The organism is Chromobacterium subtsugae (assembly GCF_001676875.1).
GTDB lineage: Bacteria > Pseudomonadota > Gammaproteobacteria > Burkholderiales > Chromobacteriaceae > Chromobacterium > Chromobacterium subtsugae.
Genome location: NZ_JYKA01000024.1, coordinates 23,001 through 43,234 on the forward strand (window position 1 = coordinate 23,001; position 20,234 = coordinate 43,234).

General features: G+C 65.2%; 20 protein-coding genes, 1 tRNA gene and 1 pseudogene. 17 read left to right on the plus strand and 5 right to left on the minus strand.

The features are described 5' to 3' along the window. Window positions 1-78 precede the first annotated feature (78 nt). On the minus strand, window positions 79-1,746 hold the full coding sequence (locus MY55_RS20245; RefSeq protein ID WP_065202933.1) for an ABC-F family ATP-binding cassette domain-containing protein: 1,668 nt from the start codon (window positions 1,744-1,746) through the stop codon (window positions 79-81). On the opposite strand from MY55_RS20245, the gene MY55_RS23895 reads away from it, so the two are divergent. Then, the gene (locus MY55_RS23895) at window positions 1,745-1,987 is read left to right on the plus strand and encodes a hypothetical protein (RefSeq protein ID WP_146008368.1); all 243 of its coding nucleotides are present in this window, start codon (window positions 1,745-1,747) and stop codon (window positions 1,985-1,987) included. The two genes, MY55_RS20245 and MY55_RS23895, sit on opposite strands and share 2 nt — an antisense overlap. A 168-nt stretch (window positions 1,988-2,155) precedes the next feature. On the opposite strand, the gene MY55_RS20250 is transcribed toward MY55_RS23895, so the two are convergent. Then, entirely contained in the window at window positions 2,156-2,791 is a 636-nt protein-coding gene (locus tag MY55_RS20250; RefSeq protein ID WP_043581067.1) for a TetR/AcrR family transcriptional regulator, read from the minus strand. Window positions 2,792-2,905: 114 nt separating this feature from the next. On the opposite strand from MY55_RS20250, the gene MY55_RS20255 reads away from it, so the two are divergent. The 13 genes from MY55_RS20255 (at window position 2,906) to groL (ending at window position 13,206) form a co-directional block, all read left to right on the plus strand. After that, window positions 2,906-4,192 (plus strand): NAD(P)/FAD-dependent oxidoreductase, encoded by a 1,287-nt coding sequence (locus tag MY55_RS20255; RefSeq protein WP_065202934.1) that lies wholly within the window; start codon window positions 2,906-2,908, stop codon window positions 4,190-4,192. Continuing rightward, window positions 4,189-4,965 (plus strand): DUF1365 domain-containing protein, encoded by a 777-nt coding sequence (locus MY55_RS20260; protein ID WP_047258538.1) that lies wholly within the window; start codon window positions 4,189-4,191, stop codon window positions 4,963-4,965. The genes MY55_RS20255 and MY55_RS20260 overlap by 4 nt, the downstream gene beginning before the upstream one ends. Continuing rightward, on the plus strand, window positions 4,962-6,167 hold the full coding sequence (locus tag MY55_RS20265) for an SAM-dependent methyltransferase (RefSeq protein WP_047237631.1): 1,206 nt from the start codon (window positions 4,962-4,964) through the stop codon (window positions 6,165-6,167). The genes MY55_RS20260 and MY55_RS20265 overlap by 4 nt, the downstream gene beginning before the upstream one ends. Continuing rightward, entirely contained in the window at window positions 6,167-6,700 is a 534-nt protein-coding gene (locus tag MY55_RS20270) for a DUF3833 domain-containing protein (protein ID WP_043581074.1), read from the plus strand. Before MY55_RS20265 ends, MY55_RS20270 begins: the two co-directional genes overlap by 1 nt. After that, a complete protein-coding gene (locus MY55_RS20275; RefSeq protein WP_047258539.1) occupies window positions 6,697-7,476 on the plus strand; it encodes an SDR family NAD(P)-dependent oxidoreductase in 780 nt (259 codons plus the stop codon). The genes MY55_RS20270 and MY55_RS20275 overlap by 4 nt, the downstream gene beginning before the upstream one ends. Beyond that, the gene (locus tag MY55_RS20280; protein WP_047258540.1) at window positions 7,473-7,907 is read left to right on the plus strand and encodes a nuclear transport factor 2 family protein; all 435 of its coding nucleotides are present in this window, start codon (window positions 7,473-7,475) and stop codon (window positions 7,905-7,907) included. The genes MY55_RS20275 and MY55_RS20280 overlap by 4 nt, the downstream gene beginning before the upstream one ends. After that, window positions 7,907-8,068 carry a DUF2256 domain-containing protein gene (locus MY55_RS24320; RefSeq protein ID WP_080770358.1) on the plus strand — a complete coding sequence of 54 codons (162 nt, stop codon included), beginning with the start codon at window positions 7,907-7,909 and terminating at the stop codon, window positions 8,066-8,068. The genes MY55_RS20280 and MY55_RS24320 overlap by 1 nt, the downstream gene beginning before the upstream one ends. Continuing rightward, window positions 8,065-9,591 carry a cryptochrome/photolyase family protein gene (locus MY55_RS20285; RefSeq protein ID WP_099049675.1) on the plus strand — a complete coding sequence of 509 codons (1,527 nt, stop codon included), beginning with the start codon at window positions 8,065-8,067 and terminating at the stop codon, window positions 9,589-9,591. Before MY55_RS24320 ends, MY55_RS20285 begins: the two co-directional genes overlap by 4 nt. Before the next feature lie 7 nt (window positions 9,592-9,598). Next, window positions 9,599-10,135 carry a lipocalin family protein gene (locus MY55_RS20290; RefSeq protein WP_047258542.1) on the plus strand — a complete coding sequence of 179 codons (537 nt, stop codon included), beginning with the start codon at window positions 9,599-9,601 and terminating at the stop codon, window positions 10,133-10,135. Then, window positions 10,122-10,349 (plus strand): TIGR02450 family Trp-rich protein, encoded by a 228-nt coding sequence (locus MY55_RS20295; RefSeq protein ID WP_043581086.1) that lies wholly within the window; start codon window positions 10,122-10,124, stop codon window positions 10,347-10,349. Before MY55_RS20290 ends, MY55_RS20295 begins: the two co-directional genes overlap by 14 nt. Before the next feature lie 97 nt (window positions 10,350-10,446). Then, window positions 10,447-11,073, plus strand: coding sequence for a diguanylate cyclase (locus tag MY55_RS20300; RefSeq protein WP_065202936.1), 627 nt, complete (start codon window positions 10,447-10,449; stop codon window positions 11,071-11,073). Window positions 11,074-11,242: 169 nt separating this feature from the next. After that, window positions 11,243-11,560: a co-chaperone GroES gene (locus tag MY55_RS20305; protein WP_047238958.1), complete on the plus strand. Its 318-nt coding sequence runs from the start codon at window positions 11,243-11,245 to the stop codon at window positions 11,558-11,560. A gap of 29 nt (window positions 11,561-11,589) precedes the next feature. Continuing rightward, a complete protein-coding gene (groL, locus tag MY55_RS20310; protein ID WP_065202937.1) occupies window positions 11,590-13,206 on the plus strand; it encodes a chaperonin GroEL in 1,617 nt (538 codons plus the stop codon). Window positions 13,207-13,264: 58 nt separating this feature from the next. On the opposite strand, the pseudogene MY55_RS22910 reads toward groL, so the two are convergent. The 3 genes and pseudogenes from MY55_RS22910 to MY55_RS20320 form a co-directional block, all read right to left on the minus strand. After that, window positions 13,265-14,021: pseudogene (locus tag MY55_RS22910) on the minus strand (IS5 family transposase). Between the two features lie 517 nt (window positions 14,022-14,538). Further along, a tRNA-Ala gene (locus tag MY55_RS20315) sits at window positions 14,539-14,614 on the minus strand. Between the two features lie 28 nt (window positions 14,615-14,642). Further along, window positions 14,643-16,937 carry a PAS domain-containing sensor histidine kinase gene (locus MY55_RS20320; RefSeq protein ID WP_065202938.1) on the minus strand — a complete coding sequence of 765 codons (2,295 nt, stop codon included), beginning with the start codon at window positions 16,935-16,937 and terminating at the stop codon, window positions 14,643-14,645. Between the two features lie 188 nt (window positions 16,938-17,125). On the opposite strand from MY55_RS20320, the gene MY55_RS20325 reads away from it, so the two are divergent. From MY55_RS20325 to MY55_RS20335, 3 genes are all read left to right on the plus strand, one after another. Further along, on the plus strand, window positions 17,126-18,130 hold the full coding sequence (locus MY55_RS20325) for a TRAP transporter substrate-binding protein (RefSeq protein ID WP_065202939.1): 1,005 nt from the start codon (window positions 17,126-17,128) through the stop codon (window positions 18,128-18,130). A gap of 75 nt (window positions 18,131-18,205) precedes the next feature. Next, window positions 18,206-18,793 carry a TRAP transporter small permease gene (locus MY55_RS20330; protein ID WP_043577119.1) on the plus strand — a complete coding sequence of 196 codons (588 nt, stop codon included), beginning with the start codon at window positions 18,206-18,208 and terminating at the stop codon, window positions 18,791-18,793. Then, complete coding sequence (locus MY55_RS20335) at window positions 18,790-20,118, plus strand: TRAP transporter large permease (RefSeq protein WP_043577116.1); 1,329 nt, start codon at window positions 18,790-18,792, stop codon at window positions 20,116-20,118. The genes MY55_RS20330 and MY55_RS20335 overlap by 4 nt, the downstream gene beginning before the upstream one ends. The last annotated feature ends 116 nt before the right edge of the window (window positions 20,119-20,234 follow it).

Consider the following 20,234-nt stretch of genomic DNA (forward strand, 5'->3'; position numbering starts at 1 on the left):
GGGTTGGAAGCTATCATTGGGCTGCCCCGGCACCTCCCTATGCTTGGCCGCAAGGTGGCCACGCGCGGACGGGCCGGCTCAACGCTTGCCGGCCGCCTCTTCTCGCCGGCGCTTGGCCTCTTCCAGCAGGTAGACCTGGTAATCGTCCAGATCGCCCGAAAAATCGCTGACCCCGCCGCGCGACACCATCCAGAATTCATCGCACACCGCGCGCAGCAACGCCCGGTCGTGGCTGACCAGCATCACCGAGCCTTCGAACTCGTTCAGCGCCACGCTCAGCGCCTCGCGGGTGGCGAGGTCCAGATGGTTGGTCGGTTCATCCAGCAGCAGCAGGTTGGGCCGCTGCCACACGATCATGCACAGCACCAGCCGCGCCTTCTCGCCGCCGCTCATGCTGCCGACCGGCTGCTTCACCATGTCGCCGCTGAAGTTGAAAGTGCCCAGGAAATTGCGCAGCCCCTGCTCGCGGCAATCGTTGGCCGGCGGCCGCATCGCCGCCGGGGTGTCGCGCGCCAGACGGAACATGTGCTGCAGCGGATCGTCCTCCGGCCGCAGCACGTCCAGCTCCTGCTGCGAGAAGTAGCCGATATTGAGCCCCTTGCCGCGAATGATCTCGCCGCCGACCGCCTGCAGCGCCTCGGCCACGGTTTTCACCAGCGTCGACTTGCCCTGGCCGTTGGCGCCGAGAATGCCGATGCGCTGCCCGGCCAGCACGGTGCGGTTCACGTTGCGCACGATCACCGTCGGCGGCGTGCCTTCCGGCGCGCCCTCCGGCGCCGGATAGCCGAACGCCGCGCCGGTCATCGACAGCATCGAGTTCGGCAGGCTCTGCGGCTCTTTGAATTCGAACTGGAACTCGGCATCGGCCAGCACCGGCGCGATCTTCTCCATCCGCTCCAGCGCCTTGACACGGCTCTGCGCCTGCTTGGCCTTGCTGGCCTTGGCCTTGAAGCGATCGATGAACTTCTGCAGGTGCGCCATCTTTTCCTGCTGCTTGGCCTGCGCCGCCTGCTGCAGGACCAGCTGTTCGGCGCGCATGTCCTCGAACTTGCTGTAATTGCCGCCGTAGCGCACCAGCTTGGCATTGTCGACGTGTAGCGTCACGTTGGTGACGGCATCGAGGAATTCGCGGTCATGGCTGATCACCACCATGGTGCCGGCGTACTGCTTCAACCACGCTTCCAGCCATACCAGCGCGTCCAGATCCAGGTGGTTGGTCGGCTCGTCCAGCAGCAGCAGGTCGGACGGACACATCAGCGCGCGCGCCAGTTGCAGCCGCATGCGCCAGCCGCCGGAAAAGCTGTTCACCGGCTGCTGCAGCTCGGCGACGCTGAAACCCAACCCGAGAATCAGCGCCTGCGCCCGTGCCGGCGCGTCGTGGGCGCCGGCATCGTTGAGCGCGGTATAGGCGTGCGCCATGCGCATGTAGTCTTCGCCGGCCTCGGCCTCGGCCACCTCCTGCTGCGCGGCGAGCAGGGTGGTATCGCCTTCGACCACAAACTCGGTCGCCATCTGCGCCGTTTCCGGCATGTCCTGCGCCACCTGCGACATGCGCCACTGCGATGGGATCGACACATCGCCGCCGTCTTCGTGCAGCGAGCCGTTCAGCACCGCGAACAGCGAGGATTTGCCGGCGCCGTTGCGGCCGACCAGGCCGACTTTCTCACCGGGATTGAGCGTCACCGACGCGTTGTCGAGCAGGACTTTGGTGCCGCGGCGCAAGGCCACGTTTTTCAGAATGATCATGGGAGGCGCCGTGCGGCGGCAGAAAAAAGGTTACGCCGCGACCGGCGACAAGGCGGGAAGACGACAGAAAAGTGGCCAACGTTGGCCGCATCATGACAATGGTGCAGCGGCAGCGGCGCGCCGCCGCATGCCGCAAAGCAATAAAAACGGCACGGCGCAGATGGTAACACGCCCCTGCGCGCCCCAAAGGGGAAGAAAGCTGACGTTCGATGCCGGCGACAGCGAAATGGCCGGCATGTGAATCTGAGCAGACGTTCAGGACACATGGGATGACAGCCCGCATTGGCCGAACAGCAGCCCCGCGTATCACCCAGTCCCCCTGACAAGTACCGCACTCTTCAATAGGGAACCATCTGCTACTCATGTCGGCGGCCGATCAGACACCGCAGGCCCCCTCTGATCCGCGGCCTCACGACTCTCCGTCATCGCGGCGATGATCGTCCGCCATGCCGTCGAAACAGACTCGCAGCATATGCCTGACGATGTCTTCGTCCTGGTATTTCCCATAGACGCGCAAGTACTCCACCGCCGGATCGCAGGTCCGGGAGTAGTAGCTGTACAGGATCACGTCAGTCGGCATATCCGCCCTTAGCTCTCCCTGCCGCTTGGCCTGCTCGACGATGCCCTGCAGCATTTTGTGCAGCTTGATCGCCCGGCTGACGTAACGCAGGCTGCGCGTCAGCATGGCGCGCACCTGCGGACTGGTCGAGGGCAGGAACGGCAGCCCGCCGGCGAGGCGCATGCCCAGCGCCCAAGCCAGCAGATCGCGCAGGCGGGCAAGCGGGCTCAACTCCGGCGCCTGCCGCGCCAGAAAATCCTGGGCGTCGTCCAGCAAGCGGATCATCACCTCGGTCGCCAGCTCATCCTTGGATTTGAAATGCTTGTACAGGCTGGGCTTGGAAATCCCCGCCTCGCCGGCCACATCGTCCATGGTCATCAGGTCGAAACCCTTGCTCGCCAGCATCCGCGTGGTGGCGTCGAGCACCGCCTGCTCGCGCAGCTTGAAAGCCTGATCCTTGAAGCTGAGCCTGCCTAGTATACCCATCGGTAACACCTTTTACTGATCAGTAGCATTTTTTTCAAATTGGTTTTATCCTGAATATAAAGCAGCGCCGGCGCACTGCCAACCGGCGGATTTCCTACCTCGCGACAGGACGACATGGTGAACGCCTCATCGCCACAACGCATCGCCGTGATAGGCGGCGGCATCGCCGGCCTTGCCACGGCTTACTTTCTTTCCCGACGGCACGCGGTGACGCTGTTCGAAGCCGCCGATTATCTGGGCGGCCATACCCACACCGTCGATGTCACGGTCGACGGCCGCGACTTCGCCGTCGATACCGGCTTCCTGGTATTCAACGATCGCACCTATCCCAACCTCATCGCCTTGTTTCAGGAGCTAGGCATCCCCAGCCATCCCAGCGACATGTCGTTCAGCGTCTCGCTGGGCCAGGGCCGGCTGGAGTGGGCGGGGCGCGATCTGGACAGCGTGTTCGTCCAGCGCCGCAATCTGCTGTCGCCCGGCTTCTGGGGCATGCTGTCCGACATCCTGCGCTTCAACCGCGAGGCGGAGCGCAATCTGCGCCGCGCGATCGAGGCCCCGCAAAGCCTGGGGCGCTTGCTGGACGCGGACGGATACGGCGCGCGCTTTCGCCACCACTACCTGCTGCCGATGGCGGCGGCGATCTGGTCCAGCCCCTGCCGCGACATCCTGTCCTTCCCGGCCGAGACTTTCCTGCGCTTCTGCCTGAACCATGGCCTGCTGCAGCTGCGCGACCGGCCGCAATGGCGCACGGTGCCGGGCGGCGCCCGGCAGTATGTCGAGAAAATCGCCGCCAGCCTGGCCGATGTCCGGCTGTCGACGCCGGTGCTGCGCGTCAGCCGGGTAGATGGCCGCGTGCGCTTGCTTGCCGCCAGCAGCGAAGAGACTTTCGACAGCGTCGTCTTCGCTACCCATGCGCCGCAAACCCTGGCCATGCTGGCGGATGCCGATGATTTGGAGCGCAAGATGCTGTCCGCCGTCCGCTATCAAGCCAATGAGGCGGTGCTGCATACCGATGCCTCTTTGCTGCCCCGCCGCGAAGCGGCCTGGTCAGCCTGGAATTTCCTGTCGGACGACGATGACGACAGCCGCGCGGTGGGCGTCAGCTATCTGCTCAACCAACTGCAGCCCCTGCCTGTCGCCACGCCGGTGGCAGTCACGTTGAACCCGCCGCGCGCCCCCGATCCGGCCAAGGTGCTGGGCCGCTACCATTACCAGCATCCGCTGTTTGACGCCGCCGCCATCGCCGCGCAAAAGGCTTTGTCCGGCCTTCAGGGCCGCCACGGCTGCTGGTTCGCCGGAGCCTGGACCGGCTACGGCTTCCACGAGGATGGGCTGAACTCCGCGCTGCGCGTGGCGCGGGATTTTGGGCTGGCTCCGGCCTGGGCGAGGTTGGAGAAATGAGCGGCGCCTATCTGTTGACCGGGCAGGTGATGCACCGCCGCTTGCGGCCGGCGCCCAATCGCTTCGTCTATCCGGTTTTCTGCTTGCGGCTGAATCTGGCCAAGCTCGAAAGCCTGCGCGGCTTCTGGTTTGGCGTGGACCGCTGGCGGCCGCTGTCGCTGCGCACGCGCGACTACGGCCCGCGCGACGGCTCGCCGCTCTTGCCGTGGATACGCGCGCGGCTGGAGGAAGCCGGCCTGCCCGCCAACGGCGAGGTCTGGCTGCAAACCTTTCCGCGCGTGTTCGGCTATGTGTTCAACCCGGTCAGCTTCTGGCATTGCCACAACGCCTCCGGTCAACTGATCGCGGTGCTGGCCGAGGTGAACAATACCTTTGGCGAAAGGCATGGCTATCTGTTGAGCCAGACCGGCGGCGGCCCCATCTCCGCCGCCAGCCAGCTCTCATGCCGCAAACTGCTGCATGTCTCGCCGTTTTGCCGCATCGAAGGCCATTACCGCTTCCGCTTCCATCAAAGCGGAGACCATGCGCTGGTCCGCATCGACTACCACAACGACGCCGGGCCGCTGCTGCACACCGCCATCTCCGGCCGCCTGTCGCCGCTGACGCCGGGAACCGCCGCGCGCGCCCTGCTGCGCCAGCCGCTGCTGACTCTGGGCGTCATCGCCCGCATCCACTGGCAGGCGCTGCGGCTGTGGCTCAAACGCGTGCCCTTTTTCCGCAAACCTCATCCCCCCGCCGCCGCGCTCAGCCGCGGCCAGGAGTTGAAACCATGAGCGCAAGCCAACCCATCGCCCTGTCCCGCCCTGACATTCCCGCCGCCGGGCGGGCGCTGCTGGCCTTGTTGTCGAAACTGCGACACGGCAGCCTCAAAATCGTCACGCCAGATGGCGAAGAGCTGTGGTACGGCGCGCTCAAGCCGCAGGCCGACGCCGAGCTGACGCTAGCCGACTGGCGCGCCTGCCGCCGCATGCTGTCCGGCAACGACATAGGCTTTGCCGAGGCATACCGCGACGGCTGGCTGGACAGCCCCGACCTGACCGCGCTGTTGCGGCTGGCGCTGCGCAACGAAGACGCGATGCAGCTGGGCGAATTGGGCCGCTGGGCCGCGCGCGCGTGGCACAGGCTGCGCCACCTCTTGCGCGTCAACAGCCGCCGCGGCAGCCGGCGCAACATCCATGCCCATTACGATATCGGCAACGATTTTTACCAGCTGTGGCTGGACCCCGGCTGGACCTACTCCAGCGCCTGGTTCGACGGCGACTACCGCTTGTCCCTGGCCGATGCCCAGGCGCGCAAGTACCAGCGCATCTGCGATCAATTGCAACTGCGCCCCGGCATGCGGGTGTTGGAAATCGGCTGCGGCTGGGGCGGCTTCGCCGAGCATGCCGCCCGCTTGGGCGTGGCCGTGCACGGCATCACCATCTCCGACGCGCAGCTGGACTTCGCGCGCCGCCGCCTGGCCAACGAGCCGCTGGCCATACTGGAGCACCGCGACTACCGCGACCTCTCCGGCCAGTACGACGCCATCGTGTCGATCGAAATGTTCGAGGCGGTGGGCGAGCGCTACTGGCGCGGCTATTTCGACACCCTGCGCCGCTGCCTGAAGCCGGGCGGCCAGGCGCTGGCTCAGAGCATCACCATAGAAGAGTCGCGCTTCGAAACATACCGCGCCAACGCCGATTTCATCCAGACCTTCATCTTTCCCGGCGGCATGCTGCCCAGCCGCGAACGCTTCTTGCGCGCGGCGCGGCAAGGCGGCCTGGCCTGCCGCGGCCGGCTGGATTTCGGCCCCGACTACGCGGAAACCCTGCGCCGCTGGCGCGATGCTTTCGAGGCCAATCTCGCCGCCATCCGCAGCCAGGGCTTCGATGAGGCCTTCATCCGGCTGTGGCGGCTGTATCTGTGCTACTGCGAAGCCGGTTTCGACGAAGGCCGCATCGGCGTTTCGCAATTTCTGCTGCAAAGGCATGCGTGATGCCGCGCGCCGCTCTCGCCTCCTTGCTGGCCTTGCTGACGGGTTGCGCCGGACCGTCGGCGGCCGATTACGCCGCCAACCGTCCCGCGCTGGACCCCGGCCGGTTTTTCCTCGGCAAAACCGAGGCCTGGGGCATGTTCCAGGATAGACAGGGCCGACTGCTGAAGCGTTTTACCGTGGACATGGACGGCGAGCGCCAGGGAGACGAGTTGGTGTTGACCGAGCGCTTCCGCTACAGCGACGGCAGCCGCCAGCAGCGCGTGTGGCGGCTCAAGCCGCTGGGCGCAGGACGCTGGCGCGGCCTGGCCGACGATGTGGTGGGCGAGGCCGCGGGCGAGACTGCCGGCAACGCGCTGCGCTGGCGCTACACGCTGAAGCTGCCGGTGGACGGCAAGGAATACCAGGTGCAGTTCGACGACTGGATGTTCCTGCAGGACGAGCGCAGCCTGCTCAACCGCGCCGAGATGAGCAAGTTCGGTTTCCGCCTGGGCGAAGTCACGCTGTTTTTCCGCAAGCCGGAGCCGCGGCCGTGAGCCTGCGCCTCAATCCCGCCATCGCCGACTGGCATGCGCGCCGCGTCTGGGTGATCGGCGCGTCCAGCGGCATCGGCGCCGCGCTGGCTACCGAACTGCTGGACGCCGGCGCCGAGGTCATCCTGTCGGCGCGCCGCGCCGAGCCGATGCAGGCGCTGGCCGCCGGCCGCGCCGGCGCGCGCGTGGAAACGCTGGATGTGACCGATCCGGCGGCCTGGTCGCGCGTCTGGGAGCGGCTGGAGCGAAACGGCGCGCGGCCCGACCTGGTAGTGTTCTGCGCGGCCGATTACCGTCCGCAGACCTGTCTGGACCTGCATGCAGACGAAACCCGCCGCCTGCTCGACACCAATCTGCTGGGGGTCTACCACGGGCTGGAAGTGGTACTGCCGGCGCTGGCGCGGGAAGGGCGCGGCGGCGTGGCGCTGATTGCCAGCGTGGCCGGCTACGCCGGCTTGCCGGGCGCGGCGGTGTACGGCCCCGGCAAGGCGGCGCTGATCAATCTGGCGGAAATCCTCTATACCGAGCTCAAGCCGCGCGGGGTGGCGGTTTATCTGATCAATCCCGGCTTCGTCGCCACCCCGCTCACCGCCAAGAACGATTTTTCCATGCCGGCGCTGCTCACCCCGCGCCAAGCGGCGCAAAGCATCATGCGCGGTCTTTCGCGCGGCGCGTTTGAAATCCACTTCCCGCTGCGCTTCACCGCATGGCTCAAACTGTTGCGGCTGCTGCCTTACCGGCTGCGGCTGCCCTTGCTCGCGAGGCTGGCTCGACCATGAAACGCATCCCCTCCCAAGCCGACTGGCAGGCTTTGCTTGACTGGTACCAGACGTTGACGCCGGACACCTTGCCCGATATCGGCCACTTCTACGCTGAAGACGCCCGCTTCAAGGACCCGTTCAACGACGCGCGCGGCATCACCGACATCCAGGCGGTGTTCCGCCACATGTTCAAGACGCTGGAGCAACCGCGCTTCACCGTCATCCACGCGCTGCGCGACGGCGACCAGGCTTTCATCACCTGGGATTTCGACTTTGTCTACGCTGGACGCAAGGTCAATATCCACGGCGGCAGCCATCTGCAGTTCGACGCCGGCGGCAAGATCGCGCTGCACCGCGACTACTGGGACGCGGCGGAAGAACTGTTCGAGAAAATACCGGTGCTGGGCCTGCCGGTGGCCTGGCTGCGCAAGAAACTCAAGGTGGTGTGATGGCGGCGCGGACCTTCAAGGGCAACAAGGCGGCGCTGCCGTCCAAGCCCTGCGCCGGCTGCGGCCGGGCCATGAGCTGGCGCAAGAAATGGCGCGCCAGCTGGGATGCCGTGCAGTATTGCTCGGAGCGCTGCCGCCGCCAGAAAGGCAAAGCCGCATGACCACCTTGCGGCTGCTCCTGGGCGATCAGCTCAATCCCTGCCACAGCTGGTTCGCCGAGCCCGACGCCAATGTGGTGCACGTGATGATGGAAATCCGCCAGGAAACCGACTACGTGCGCCACCACGCGCAAAAAATCCTGGCCATCTTCGCGGCGATGCGCGACTTCGCCGCCCAATTGAAAGCGCAAGGCCACCGCGTGCGCTACGTCGCGATCAACGACGCCAGCAACCGCCAGTCGCTGACCGGCAATCTGGACGCGCTGATCGCCCATTACCGCGCGGCGGCGGTGGAGTACCAGGCCCCGGACGAGTGGCGGCTGGACCGCCAGCTGGCGGAGTGGGCGGCCGGCCTGCCCATGCCCTGCCGCATGGCGGACAGCGAGCACTTCTACACCGCGCGCGGCGAGGTGGCGGCGTTGTTCGGCGGGCGGCAATGGCGGCAGGAGACCCTATATCGCCACCTGCGGCGCCAGCACGGCATTTTGATGGACGAAAACGCCGAGCCCGCCGGCGGACGCTGGAATTTCGACGCCGACAACCGCCAGCGCTGGCCCGGCGATCCGCCCGAACCAGGCGATGCGCGTCCCGAGCATGACCACAGCCGGCTGTGGCAAACCATTGTCGGCGCCGGGGTGGCCAGCTTCGGCCAGCCGCAGGCTGACGCGCTGCGCTGGCCGCTCAACCGCGCCGAGGCGCTGGCGCAGCTGCGCGCCTTCGTCGAACATGGGCTGCCGCACTTCGGCGCCTATCAGGACGCGATGAGCCCGCGCGCGCGGCGGCTGTTCCATTCGCTGCTGTCCTTCGCCCTGAATGTGAAAATGCTGAACCCGCGCGAGGTAGTGGACGCCGCCGTGTCCGCCTGGCAGGAGGGCCGCGCGCCGCTGGCCGCGGTGGAAGGCTTCACGCGGCAGATACTGGGCTGGCGCGAATACGTGCGCGGCGTCTATTGGGCCAAAATGCCCGGCTACCGCGACAGCAACGCGCTGGCGCACCAGCTGCCGCTGCCGCGCTGGTTCTGGGACGGCGACACCGGCATGCGCTGCCTCGCCCACGCCATCGGCCAATCGCTGGAAGACGCCTACGCCCACCACATCCAGCGGCTGATGGTGATAGGCAATTTCGGCCTGATCGCCGGCCTGTCGCCGCAAGCGCTGCACCAATGGTATCTGGGCGTCTACATCGACGCCTTCGAATGGGTGGAGCTGCCCAACACGCTGGGCATGAGCCAGTTCGCCGACGGCGGGCTGCTGGGCAGCAAGCCTTACGCCGGCAGCGCCGCCTATATCGGCCGCATGGGCGATTACTGCGCCGGCTGCCGCTACCGGCCCAAGCAGCGCGTCGGCGCCGACGCCTGCCCGTTCAATGCCTTGTACTGGGACTTTTTCCAGCGCCACCGCGCGGAGTTGGCCGGCAATCCGCGGCTGGCCCTGGTCTACCGCCAGCTGGACAAGCTGCCGGAAACCGAGCGCGCCGCCATAACCGCGCGCGCCGGCTGGCTGCAAACCAATCTCGACTCACTATGAGACAACCATGCTGAAAAAACCGCTCGCGCTCATCGCCCTGATCCTGCTGCCGCTGACCGGCTGTGACACCGCGCCCCCGCCCGGCATCGCCCCGGCGCGGGGCTTCCAACTGGAACGCTACCAGGGCCGCTGGTATGAAATCGCCCGCCTCGATCACCGCTTCGAACGCGGCCTGCAGGCGGTGAGCGCCGACTACAGCCGCAACGCCGACGGCAGCATCCGCGTGGTCAACCGCGGTTTTGACGAGGCGACCGCCAGCTGGCGCGAAGCGGTGGGCAAAGCCTGGTTCAACGGGCCCGCCGATGTCGCCTCACTGAAAGTGTCGTTCTTCGGACCGTTCTACGGCGGCTACCATGTGGCGGCGCTGGACCCCGGCTACCGCTGGGCGGTGGTGGTGGGGCCGGACAAGGATTATCTGTGGCTGCTGTCGCGCGATAAACAAGCCGCCCCCGCCGCCAAGCCGGCGCTGCTGGCGGTGGCAGCCAAGCTAGGCGTGCCGGCCGACAAGCTGATCTGGGTGAGGCAGGACCGTGGCGGCAACTAGACGGCTCAATCCGGAAAAATTGCTGCTCAGCAAGTGGACCGCCGCCGCGCCGCGCGACAAGGAAAAGCACTTTCTGGTGGTGGCGCTGGGCCGGCCGGCGCCGGATGCCGCGGTGGAGACGGTGACGCTGGAGGCGGTCTACACCCGGCGCCGGCAAACCATGGCGTGGCAGGCGCTGCGCGACGCGGACCAATGGCTGCAGGGGTGGAAATGAAAGCCTGGCCATGGCGGCGAGGCATGCCCTTGCCTCGCGCCGGCAATGTTTTTATCGTTTAAGCATGTCTTCGCATCCATCGTCATGGAGTGTCGCCATGGAATTGTTCGATACCTTGTCCGCCCAGATCCGCCATATGCGCCTGCCGCTGTTCGCGGTCAGCCTCAGCGCCGTCCCCTGCCCCGATACCCCGCTGCTGCTGATGCTGCATTGGCATGGCTTCGGCAAAGCCGCCGCCGACCGCGCGCCGGCTGGCCAAGCCTCGCTGCGGCAAGTGCCGGCGTCGGCCTTGCAGCTGACGCGCAGATGGAGCGCGCTGTCGCGGGTGGAGGAGGAGATTCTGGACGCGGCCTGGCAGCTGGGCGCCTGGAGCCTGCTGCGCGATGAGCGGCGCGGCTGCAACACCATGGGCGCCGCCGCCGGCGAGGAGCTTGCCTGCCGCCAGGCTTTTGGCGACTTGCCTGCCATCGACGGCCAGGAAAGCGTCGTAGCCGAGGCGCCCGACGGCCCGGAGCTGATGCGGCTGGCGGCGCGCCGCGGCTATGTTTGCTGGCAGTTCCGGCCGGTGCATGGCGGGCTGTGGCGCGAATTGGCCGAGGACGACACGCTGGGCGAAGATGGCTTACGCCAGCCCCCTTGCCCGCTGGCGCCGCGCGTCTGCCGCGGCGGCAAGGCGGCCCGAACCGAATACCGTTTCGGCCGCATCGAGCGCGTCATTTTTTAGCCGCATTTTTTCTGAAAAAAACCTCTTGAAAAGTTTTTGGCCCGCCCTTATTTCGTCATTCGTCAGCCCATCAGGCTGAATTTGACCGGCAAGCGCGGGCATCTTCGCGCCTGCGGCAAGCCGGTCTTACCTACCGTTTCCCATGATCTGAATCGCACAGGAGATTGATATGCAAATCCGTCCTCTGCACGACCGGATTATCGTCAAGCGGGTCGAAAAGGTCCGCCAGACTGCTTCCGGCATCGTCATTCCCGATAGCGCCGCGGAAAAACCCGAACAAGGCGAAGTCCTCGCGGCCGGTCCCGGCAAACGCTTGCCTGACGGCACCTTGCTGCCGATGCAAGTGCAGGTAGGCGACTTGGTCTTGTTCGGCAAATATGGCGGCCAGACCGTCAAGCTGGACGACCAGGAATACCTGGTGCTGCGCGAAGAGGATGTCTTCGGCGTGATCGAAGGCGCATCCGAATCCGGCCGCAAGGCTGCTTGATTTTCCCCATTCATCACAGGAGTTAAACCATGGCTGCGAAAGAAGTCCGCTTCCACGACAACGCCCGTGAACGCATCGTCAACGGCGTCAACGTGCTGGCCAATGCGGTGAAAGTCACCCTGGGGCCGAAAGGCCGCAACGTGCTGCTGGCGCGCAGTTTCGGCGCGCCGCACATCACCAAGGACGGCGTGTCCGTCGCCAAGGAAATCGAGCTCAAAGACCCGTTCGAAAACATGGGCGCACAGATGGTGAAGGAAGTGGCGTCCAAGACCGCCGACGTGGCGGGCGACGGCACCACCACCGCCACCGTGCTGGCCCAGGCCATCGTGCAGGAAGGCATGAAGTACGTCGCCTCCGGCATGAATCCGATGGACCTGAAGCGCGGCATCGACAAAGCCGTCCATGCCGTGGTGAAGGAGCTGCAAACCCTGTCCAAGCCGGTGACCAACAGCAAGGAAACCGCCCAGGTGGCCGCGCTGTCGGCCAACTCCGACGAAGCCATCGGCAAGATCATCGCCGACGCCATGGACAAAGTGGGCAAGGAAGGCGTGATCACCGTCGAGGACGGCAAGTCGCTGGACAACGAGCTGGCCGTGGTTGAGGGCATGCAGTTCGACCGCGGCTACCTGTCGCCCTACTTCATCACCGATCCGGAAAAACAGACCGCTGTGCTGGAAGACCCGCTGGTGCTGCTCTACGACAAGAAGATCAGCAATATCCGCGACCTCTTGCCGGTGCTGGAGCAAGTGGCCAAGGCCGGCAAGCCGCTGCTGATCGTCGCCGAAGACGTGGAAGGCGAAGCGCTGGCCACCCTGGTGGTGAACAGCATGCGCGGCATCCTCAAGGTGGCCGCGGTCAAAGCCCCAGGCTTCGGCGACCGCCGCAAGGCCATGCTGGAAGACATCGCCATCCTGACTGGCGGCACTGTCATTTCCGAGGAAACCGGCCTGACGCTGGAAAAAGCCGGCCTGGCCGAGCTGGGCAGCGCCAAGCGCGTGGAAATCGGCAAGGAAAACACCACCGTCATCGACGGCGCCGGCGACAAGGCGAAGATCGACGCCCGCGTGCAAACCATCCGGGCGCAGATCGATGCCGCCACCAGCGACTATGACCGCGAGAAGCTGCAGGAACGGGTGGCCAAGCTGTCCGGCGGCGTGGCGGTGATCCGCATCGGCGCGGCCACCGAAGTGGAAATGAAAGAGAAGAAAGACCGCGTCGACGACGCGCTGCACGCCACCCGCGCCGCGGTGGAGGAAGGCATCGTCGCCGGCGGCGGCGTGGCCCTGCTGCGCGCCCGCGCCCACATCGGCGAGCTGAAAGGCGACAACGCCGACCAGGACGCCGGCATCCAGATCGTGCTGCGCGCGCTGGAAGCGCCGCTGCGCGCCATCGCCGCCAACGCCGGCGACGAGCCGTCCGTCATCGTCAACAAGGTGCTGGAAGGCAAGGGCAGCCACGGCTACAACGCCGCCAGCGGCCAGTTCGGCGACCTGGTGGAAATGGGCGTGATCGACCCGACCAAGGTGACCCGCACCGCGCTGCAAAACGCCGCGTCCATCGCCAGCCTGATCCTGACCACCGACGCCACCGTGGCCGAAGCGGCACAGGACAGCAAGGCCAAGGCTCCGGCGGAGCTGGATTACTGATCCGCTGACCTAGCCCCTTTCGTCATTGGCCCGCGCTCAAGCGCGGGCTTTTTTTCGCTTAGACCCGCCAACAAAACCTGTCGATAAATCGCATGCAGATCAATGAGAAAGCCAGCTTGAGCCAGCTAGCCAAGAATGGAGGCGTTCCACCACCCAACGGTAGCGGCCCAATCTCTCGCTGCTTCCCACCCCGCGACGAGCAATTCGCACCAAAATTCCGCGTCGGCTCAGGTGTTCACGGCGACGGCGGTAGTCGTAGCCTTTATCAGCTTGCAACTTGCAGGGCTTTTGTCTGGGCCGTCCCGGCAAACCAGGAACCTCAGGCATCGCATCAAGCAAAGTTTCGAAGACCATGGAATCATGCCGGTTGGCGCCGGTAATGCTCAGCGCCAGTGGCAAACCTCGGCGATCTGCGATGATGTGCCGTTTGCTGCCGCATTTACCTCGATCGGTGGGGTTGGGGCCGGTCTCTTGCCCCCCGGTGGTTGGCAACGCTAGCCCCATCAATGCTGGCCCGGCTCCAATCAATTTGATCGTGTTGGCGCAGTTGTATCAGCAGGGCTAGATGTAGACGATCCCAAACGCCTAGCGCTTGCCAATCCCGCAGCCTTCTCCAATTAAGTCATTCCACTGCCAAAACCGAGTTCCTACGGGAGATCCTCCCAAGGAATGCCGGTGGTGAGAACAAACAAGATGCCGCTGACGACAGCAAAATCATCCAGCCTCGGACGCCCACCCCGGCGGGAGCGCGGTGGTGGAGAAAGTAGCGGCTGCAAAGACTTCCGGAGCTTCTGACTGACGACTTTCCGTTTCATCCTCGCTAGATGTGGTCGTGCCTATCTGGCATCAAGGGGTTTTGTTAGCGGCTCTAAGTGGTTTTGGTCTGTCCCGCTCCTCGTGGACAGTCCACCTCACAGCAAGATTGCCCCCTGTTGTCGGCAAGTCGAGTCTTCTATTGGAGTCCCCCCTCTCGAACCGATCAAGTCGCGGAGGCAGTCCCGCTTCTACGGCGTGGCTCTAGGCAACTGGCTAGTTGCCCCCTTACACGTGAACTGTGCAACAACTACGAAGGGCCGTGCTCAGATCAATCAGCAACAGCCCCATTGAACATGAATCAATTCAACAAGGAACCATAAGCTGGCCAGGAGCTGGAACGGCGTTTCAAACGCGGAAAGCCTTGCTGCGCAATACTTCCAAGGAATAGGGATGGAGAAAAGCGGAATGAATTTTGGACGGCGGAGTGGCTAGAAACGCGAAACGGGAAGTATAAGCTGGCCGTTTCGGCCAACTTATGCTTCCCGTCACAAACTGCCATACCTGAGATAAGACTTCTGGTGGACCGAAGGAGGATCGAACTCCCGACCTCTGCATTGCGAACGCAGCGCTCTCCCAGCTGAGCTATCGGCCCATTGCGCCATGATAGCACAATGGCATTTTCATTCAACCACCCTGCCCGCCAGCGGCAGCGTGAACCAGAACACGCAGCCGCCGGCCGGGCTGCTGACCGCGCCGAATTCGCCGCGGTGGAATTCCACGATGGAACGGCAGATGTTGAGGCCTATGCCCATCCCTTCCGGCTTGGTGGAGTAGAACGGCGTGAACAGGTTGTCCTGCATGCCGGCGGCGAGACCGGGGCCGTTGTCCACCACCTCCACCCGCCATTTGCCTTCGCCCACGCAGGTATGCAGCTGCACCGACGGCTGCGGGGTGTCGGCTTCCACCAGCGCTTCCACCGCGTTTTTCATCAGGTTGAGCAACACCTGCTCGATCAGCACCGGGTCCATGTCCAGCAGGCAGGCGCGGCGGTCCGGCTCCAGCTGCAGGCTGACGCCGTGCTTGGCCGCCAGCGGTTCGGCCAGGCTCAGCGCCCGCGCCACCGCCCGCGCCGGGTCCACCCGCTCCAGTTGCGGCTCGTGCTTTTTGACGAAGGCGCGAATGCTGCTGACGATTTGCGCCGCCCGCCGCGATTGTTCGGCGATGGCATGGATGGCGTCGCGCACGCCGGCCGGCAGCTCCAGCTGTTCCGGCAGGCGGCGGCTGACGCCGGCGGCGTAAGTGTGGATGGCGGTGAGCGGCTGGTTCAGCTCGTGCGCCAGCGTCGAGGCCATTTCGCCCATCGCGATCAGCCGGGCGGTGTTCTGGAAACGGTCTTGCTGCGCCTGTTCGCGCGCCTCGCGGCGGCGGTCTTCGGACACGTCGCTGAGTATCGCCAGCCAGGCCGCTTCGCCGTTCACCCATTCGATGCGGCGACGGCGGATCAGCAGGCAGCATTCGCCGGCGACGATGAATTCCTGGCCGTACTCCTCGTTTTCCGGGCCGGCCCTCAGGCCGGGCAGCAGCACGCAGCACGGCGCGTCGGCGTCGCCCACCAGCCATAGTTCGGCGAAGCCGGGGTTGGCGTACAGCAGCTGGCCGCTGCTTTCCGCCACCACGCAGACGCCGGCGGCCAGGCCGTTCAGCACGGTGAGGAAGCGGCGGTGGGCAGCGTCCATTTCCTTGCGCTGGCGCTGGCGTTCGGTGATGTCGAACATCGAGGCGATCCAGCCGTGCTGGCTGCCGTCCTCCCGCACCAGCGGCGTGGCGAACAGCCGCACCACCAGCGTGTCGCCGCGCTTGCGCATCAGCGCCAGCTCGAAGCCCTGCTCCGGTTGGCGGTTGTCGCGCACCGCGTCCATCGCGTCGGCCAGCACGCCGTGCTGATCGGCCGGCCAGAACGGGTGCGGCGGGTAGCTGCCCACCAGCTCTTCCGGCGCGAAGCCCAGCATGTCGCAGAAGGCGCGGTTGACGCGGACGATCTCGCCTTCCAGCCCTATCGCCACCAGGCCGCTCTTCATCGAATCCTCTATCGCCTGCCTGAGCGACACTTCCTGCGCCAGCTTCTGCTCCGCCGTGGCGCGCTCGCGCATGTGGCGGCGGATGCGCCACACCGCGTACCACAGCGTCAGCAACAGCAGCACGATCACGCAGGTGAGCACCGGCAGGGTCAGGCCCAAGCCGCTGCGGTAGGCCACCGCGCGCAGGTAGAGGCCGTAGCCGGGCGGGTCGAAGCTGGTCTGGTGCGAGATATTGCCCGGCCGCTCGGCGGCGTCGAATTTCTGCGCCAGCGTCTTGCCGCCCAGATCGAGAATACTGATGTAGTTCTTGGAGGCGATCCACCACGGCACCTGGTGGTAAAGCAGCCCGTCCAACTGATAGGAGAAACGCAGCCCGCCCAGCAGCTGGCCGTCGCGCACCACCGGCACCGCCAGGTCGAACCGGTATTTGCCGTCGGCGCCCTGGTAAGGTGCGCCGTAGCTGGAGCGCAGCAGCCGCGACGCACGCCACAGGCCGTCGAACTCGGCCGGCCCCAGGCTGCGGCGGTCGCGGCGGATGCCGTGCTGGTCCCATTGCACCTGGTTGCTCGCGCCCACCCGCTCTATCGTCAGCAGTTCGGGATTTTCCCGCATGTAGAACGCGGCCAGATGGGCGAAGCGCTGGCTGTCCACCTTGCCGGCGGCGATGTCCCGCGCCAGGCCGTCAGCCCATTCCTGGTGGCCTTCCAGATGCATGCGCAGCGATTGCTCCAGCCACAGCACCTCCTGGATCAGATTGTCCTGCTGCTCGTCGCGCCAGTCGCGGTACACCAGGTAGCTGAGGCTGCACAGCGCCAGCAGCAGCGCGATCAGCGCCAGGCTGACGCTCAGCCACAGCAGGCGCGGCGCGCGGCGGATGCGGGAGTCGGGTGCGGACATGGGCGTCACATTGCAAGGTTAAGATGCCGGATGATAACAAGCCCGCCGGCCCGCGCCGTGAAAAACGGCATGCTGGAATTCCCTAATGGCAGAGCGGGGCTAGAGCTTCTACTTTATGCAAAATAACACCGGCAAAACCGGGGTTCGCATACATAACTAAAGCTACAAAGCTATTTGGAGACGCTCTCATGAAACGCAAATACACCGCGCTGGCCATCTGCGCCAGCCTCACCCTGTCCGGTTTCGCCCAGGCCGCCGGCGAAATCGTCATCAAATTCAGCCACGTGGTATCGCCGGACACCCCCAAGGGCAAGGCCGCCGAATACTTCAAGAAACTGGCCGAGCAACGCACCCACGGCCGCGTGAAGGTGCAGGTCTACCCCAACAGCCAGTTGTACAAGGACAAGGAAGAGCTGGAAGCGCTGCAGCTGGGCGCGGTGCAGATGCTGGCTCCCAGCCTGGCCAAGTTCGGCCCGCTGGGCGTGAAGGAATTCGAAGTGTTCGACCTGCCCTACCTGTTCGACAGCTACGACGAAGTCAACAAGGTGATGCACGGCCCGATCGGCAAGCAGCTCTTGGGCAAGTTGGAGAGCAAAGGCATCAAGGGCCTAGCCTACTGGGACAACGGCTTCAAGAATTTCTCCGCCAACAAGCCGATCAAATCCCCGGCCGACCTGAAAGGCATGAAGATCCGCATCCAGTCGTCCAAGGTTCTTGAGGAAGAAATGCGCACGCTGGGCGCGCTGCCGCAGGTGATGGCTTTCTCCGAGGTATACCAGGCGCTGCAGACCGGCGTGGTGGACGGCACCGAGCTGGAAGCCTCCAACCTCTACACCAGCAAGGCCTACGAGGTGCAGAAGAACCTGACGCTGACCCAGCACGGCTTCCTCGGCTACGCGCTGATCGTCAACAAGAAGTTCTGGGACGGCCTGCCGGCCGACGTGCGCGGCCAGCTGGACAGTGCGGTGCAGGACGCTACCGTCTACGCCAATCAGATCGCCAAACAGGAAAACGAAAAAGCCGTCGCCGCGATCAAGGCGTCCGGCAAGACCAAGGTTTACGTCCCCACCCCGCAAGAGCGCGAAGCGTTCAAGAAGGCGCTGGCGCCGGTGCACCAGAAGATGGCGGCCCGCATCGGCCCGGACCTGCTCAAGCAGATCTATAAAGAAACCGGCTTCAACCCCAACAAGTAAGCAAGCCCGCGCGCCCAGCGCCATGGCCGGACGGCTTGCCGTCCGGCCGTTTTCCCGCACTTAGGAAACATCGTCATGCTCAAGTTCCTCGACCACCTCGAGGAGTGGATGATCGCCTGTCTGATGGGGGCCGCCACCCTGATCACGTTCGTAGCGGTGCTGCACCGCTACGGCTCGGGCATTCCCACCCTGCAACCCTACCTCGCCCACATCAACCTGTCGTGGGCGCAGGAACTCACCGTCTACCTGTTCGTCTGGATGGCCAAGTTCGGCGCCGCCTACGGCGTGCGCACCGGCATCCACGTCGGCGTCGACGTGCTGATCAACCGCCTGCCGGACAAGACCCGCGGCCGCTTCATCGTGTTCGGCCTGTTGGCCGGCGCGCTGTTCACCGGCACCGTGGCCGTGATGGGCGGCAATTTCGTCTGGGAGATCGGCCACACCGACCAGACCTCGCCCGACCTGGAAGCGCCGATGTGGCTGGTCTATCTGGCCATTCCCGCCGGCTCCAGCCTGATGTGCTTCCGCTTCCTGCAAGTGGCCTGGAACTTCGTCAAGACCGGCGCGCTGCCCAAACACGACCACGGCCACGTCGACGGCATCGAAGGCGACCCGGCGCTGGACAATCTTCACCCGCATGACAAGCAAGGAGGCCGGCCATGAGCGCGCTGATCATCTTCGGCCTGTTGATGGCGCTGATGCTGACCGGCATGCCGATCTCCATCTCGCTGGGCCTGACCGTACTCACCTTTTTGTTCACGATGACCGAGGTGCCGATCACCTCCGTCGCGCTGAAGCTGTTCACCGGCATCGAGAAGTTCGAGATCATGGCGATCCCGTTCTTCATCCTGGCCGGCAATTTCCTGATGCACGGGGGCGTGGCGCGGCGGATGATACGCTTCGCCACCACCCTGGTCGGCCACTGGTACGGCGGCCTCGGCCTCGCCGGCGTGGTGTCTTGCGCGCTGTTCGCCGCCATCACCGGCTCTTCGGTAGCCACCGTGGTGGCGGTCGGCTCGATCATCCTGCCGGCGATGCTGAAACAGGGCTACCCGGCCCGCTTCGGCGCCGGCGTCATCACCACCTCCGGCGCGCTGGGCATCCTGTTCCCGCCGTCGATCAACCTGGTGATGTTCAGCATCGCCACCGCCGGCATGGACGTCACCGGCCCCAACGGCATGAGCGTGTCCACCGCCTCGGTCGGCCAGCTGTTCATGGCCGGCGTGCTGCCCGGCCTGTGCCTGTCGGCGCTCTTGGGCCTCACCACCTGGTATCGGGCGAAGAAGTTCGACTACCCGCGCCTGCCGCGCGCCAGCTGGAAGGAGCGCTGGGAAGCCTTCCGCGACTGCGTGTGGGGCCTGCTGCTGATGGTGCTGGTGATAGGCGGCATCTACACCGGCATCTTCACCCCCACCGAAGCGGCGGCGATGGCGGCGGTGTACGCCTTCGTGATCGCGGTGTTCGTCTACAAGGACATGGGGCTGAAGGACGTGCCCAAGGTGCTGGTCAACGCCGCGTCGATGAGTTCGATGCTGCTCTACATCATCACCAACGCGGTGCTGTTCTCCTTTCTGATGGCTTCCGAGCAGATTCCGCAAAGCATGGCGGCGTGGATGGCCAGCCAGGGCTTCGGCGTCGTCGCCTTCCTGCTGCTGACCAACATCCTGCTGCTGGCGGCGGGCAACTTCATGGACCCGTCGGCCATCGTGCTGATCATGGCGCCCATCCTGTACCCGGTGGCGGTGAAGCTGGGGGTCAACCCGGTGCACTTCGGCATCCTGATCGCGGTGAACATGGAAGTGGGCATGTGCCACCCGCCGGTGGGATTGAACCTTTACGTGGCGTCGGGGATCACCAAGATGGGGATCACCGAATTGACGGTGGCGGTGTGGCCGTGGCTGCTGACCATGCTGGGCTTCCTGCTGGCGGTCACATTCATCCCGGAAATCTCGCTGTGGCTGCCGCGGGCGCTGGGCATGATGAATTGAAATCCCAGCATAGAAAACATGCCGACGCGATGGGCTCGCCCATCGCGTTTTTTGTCTGACACGGCATAGCCCGCATCTGGCTTAAGTCTTATAATGCGAGGCTAAATCTCCCTTAC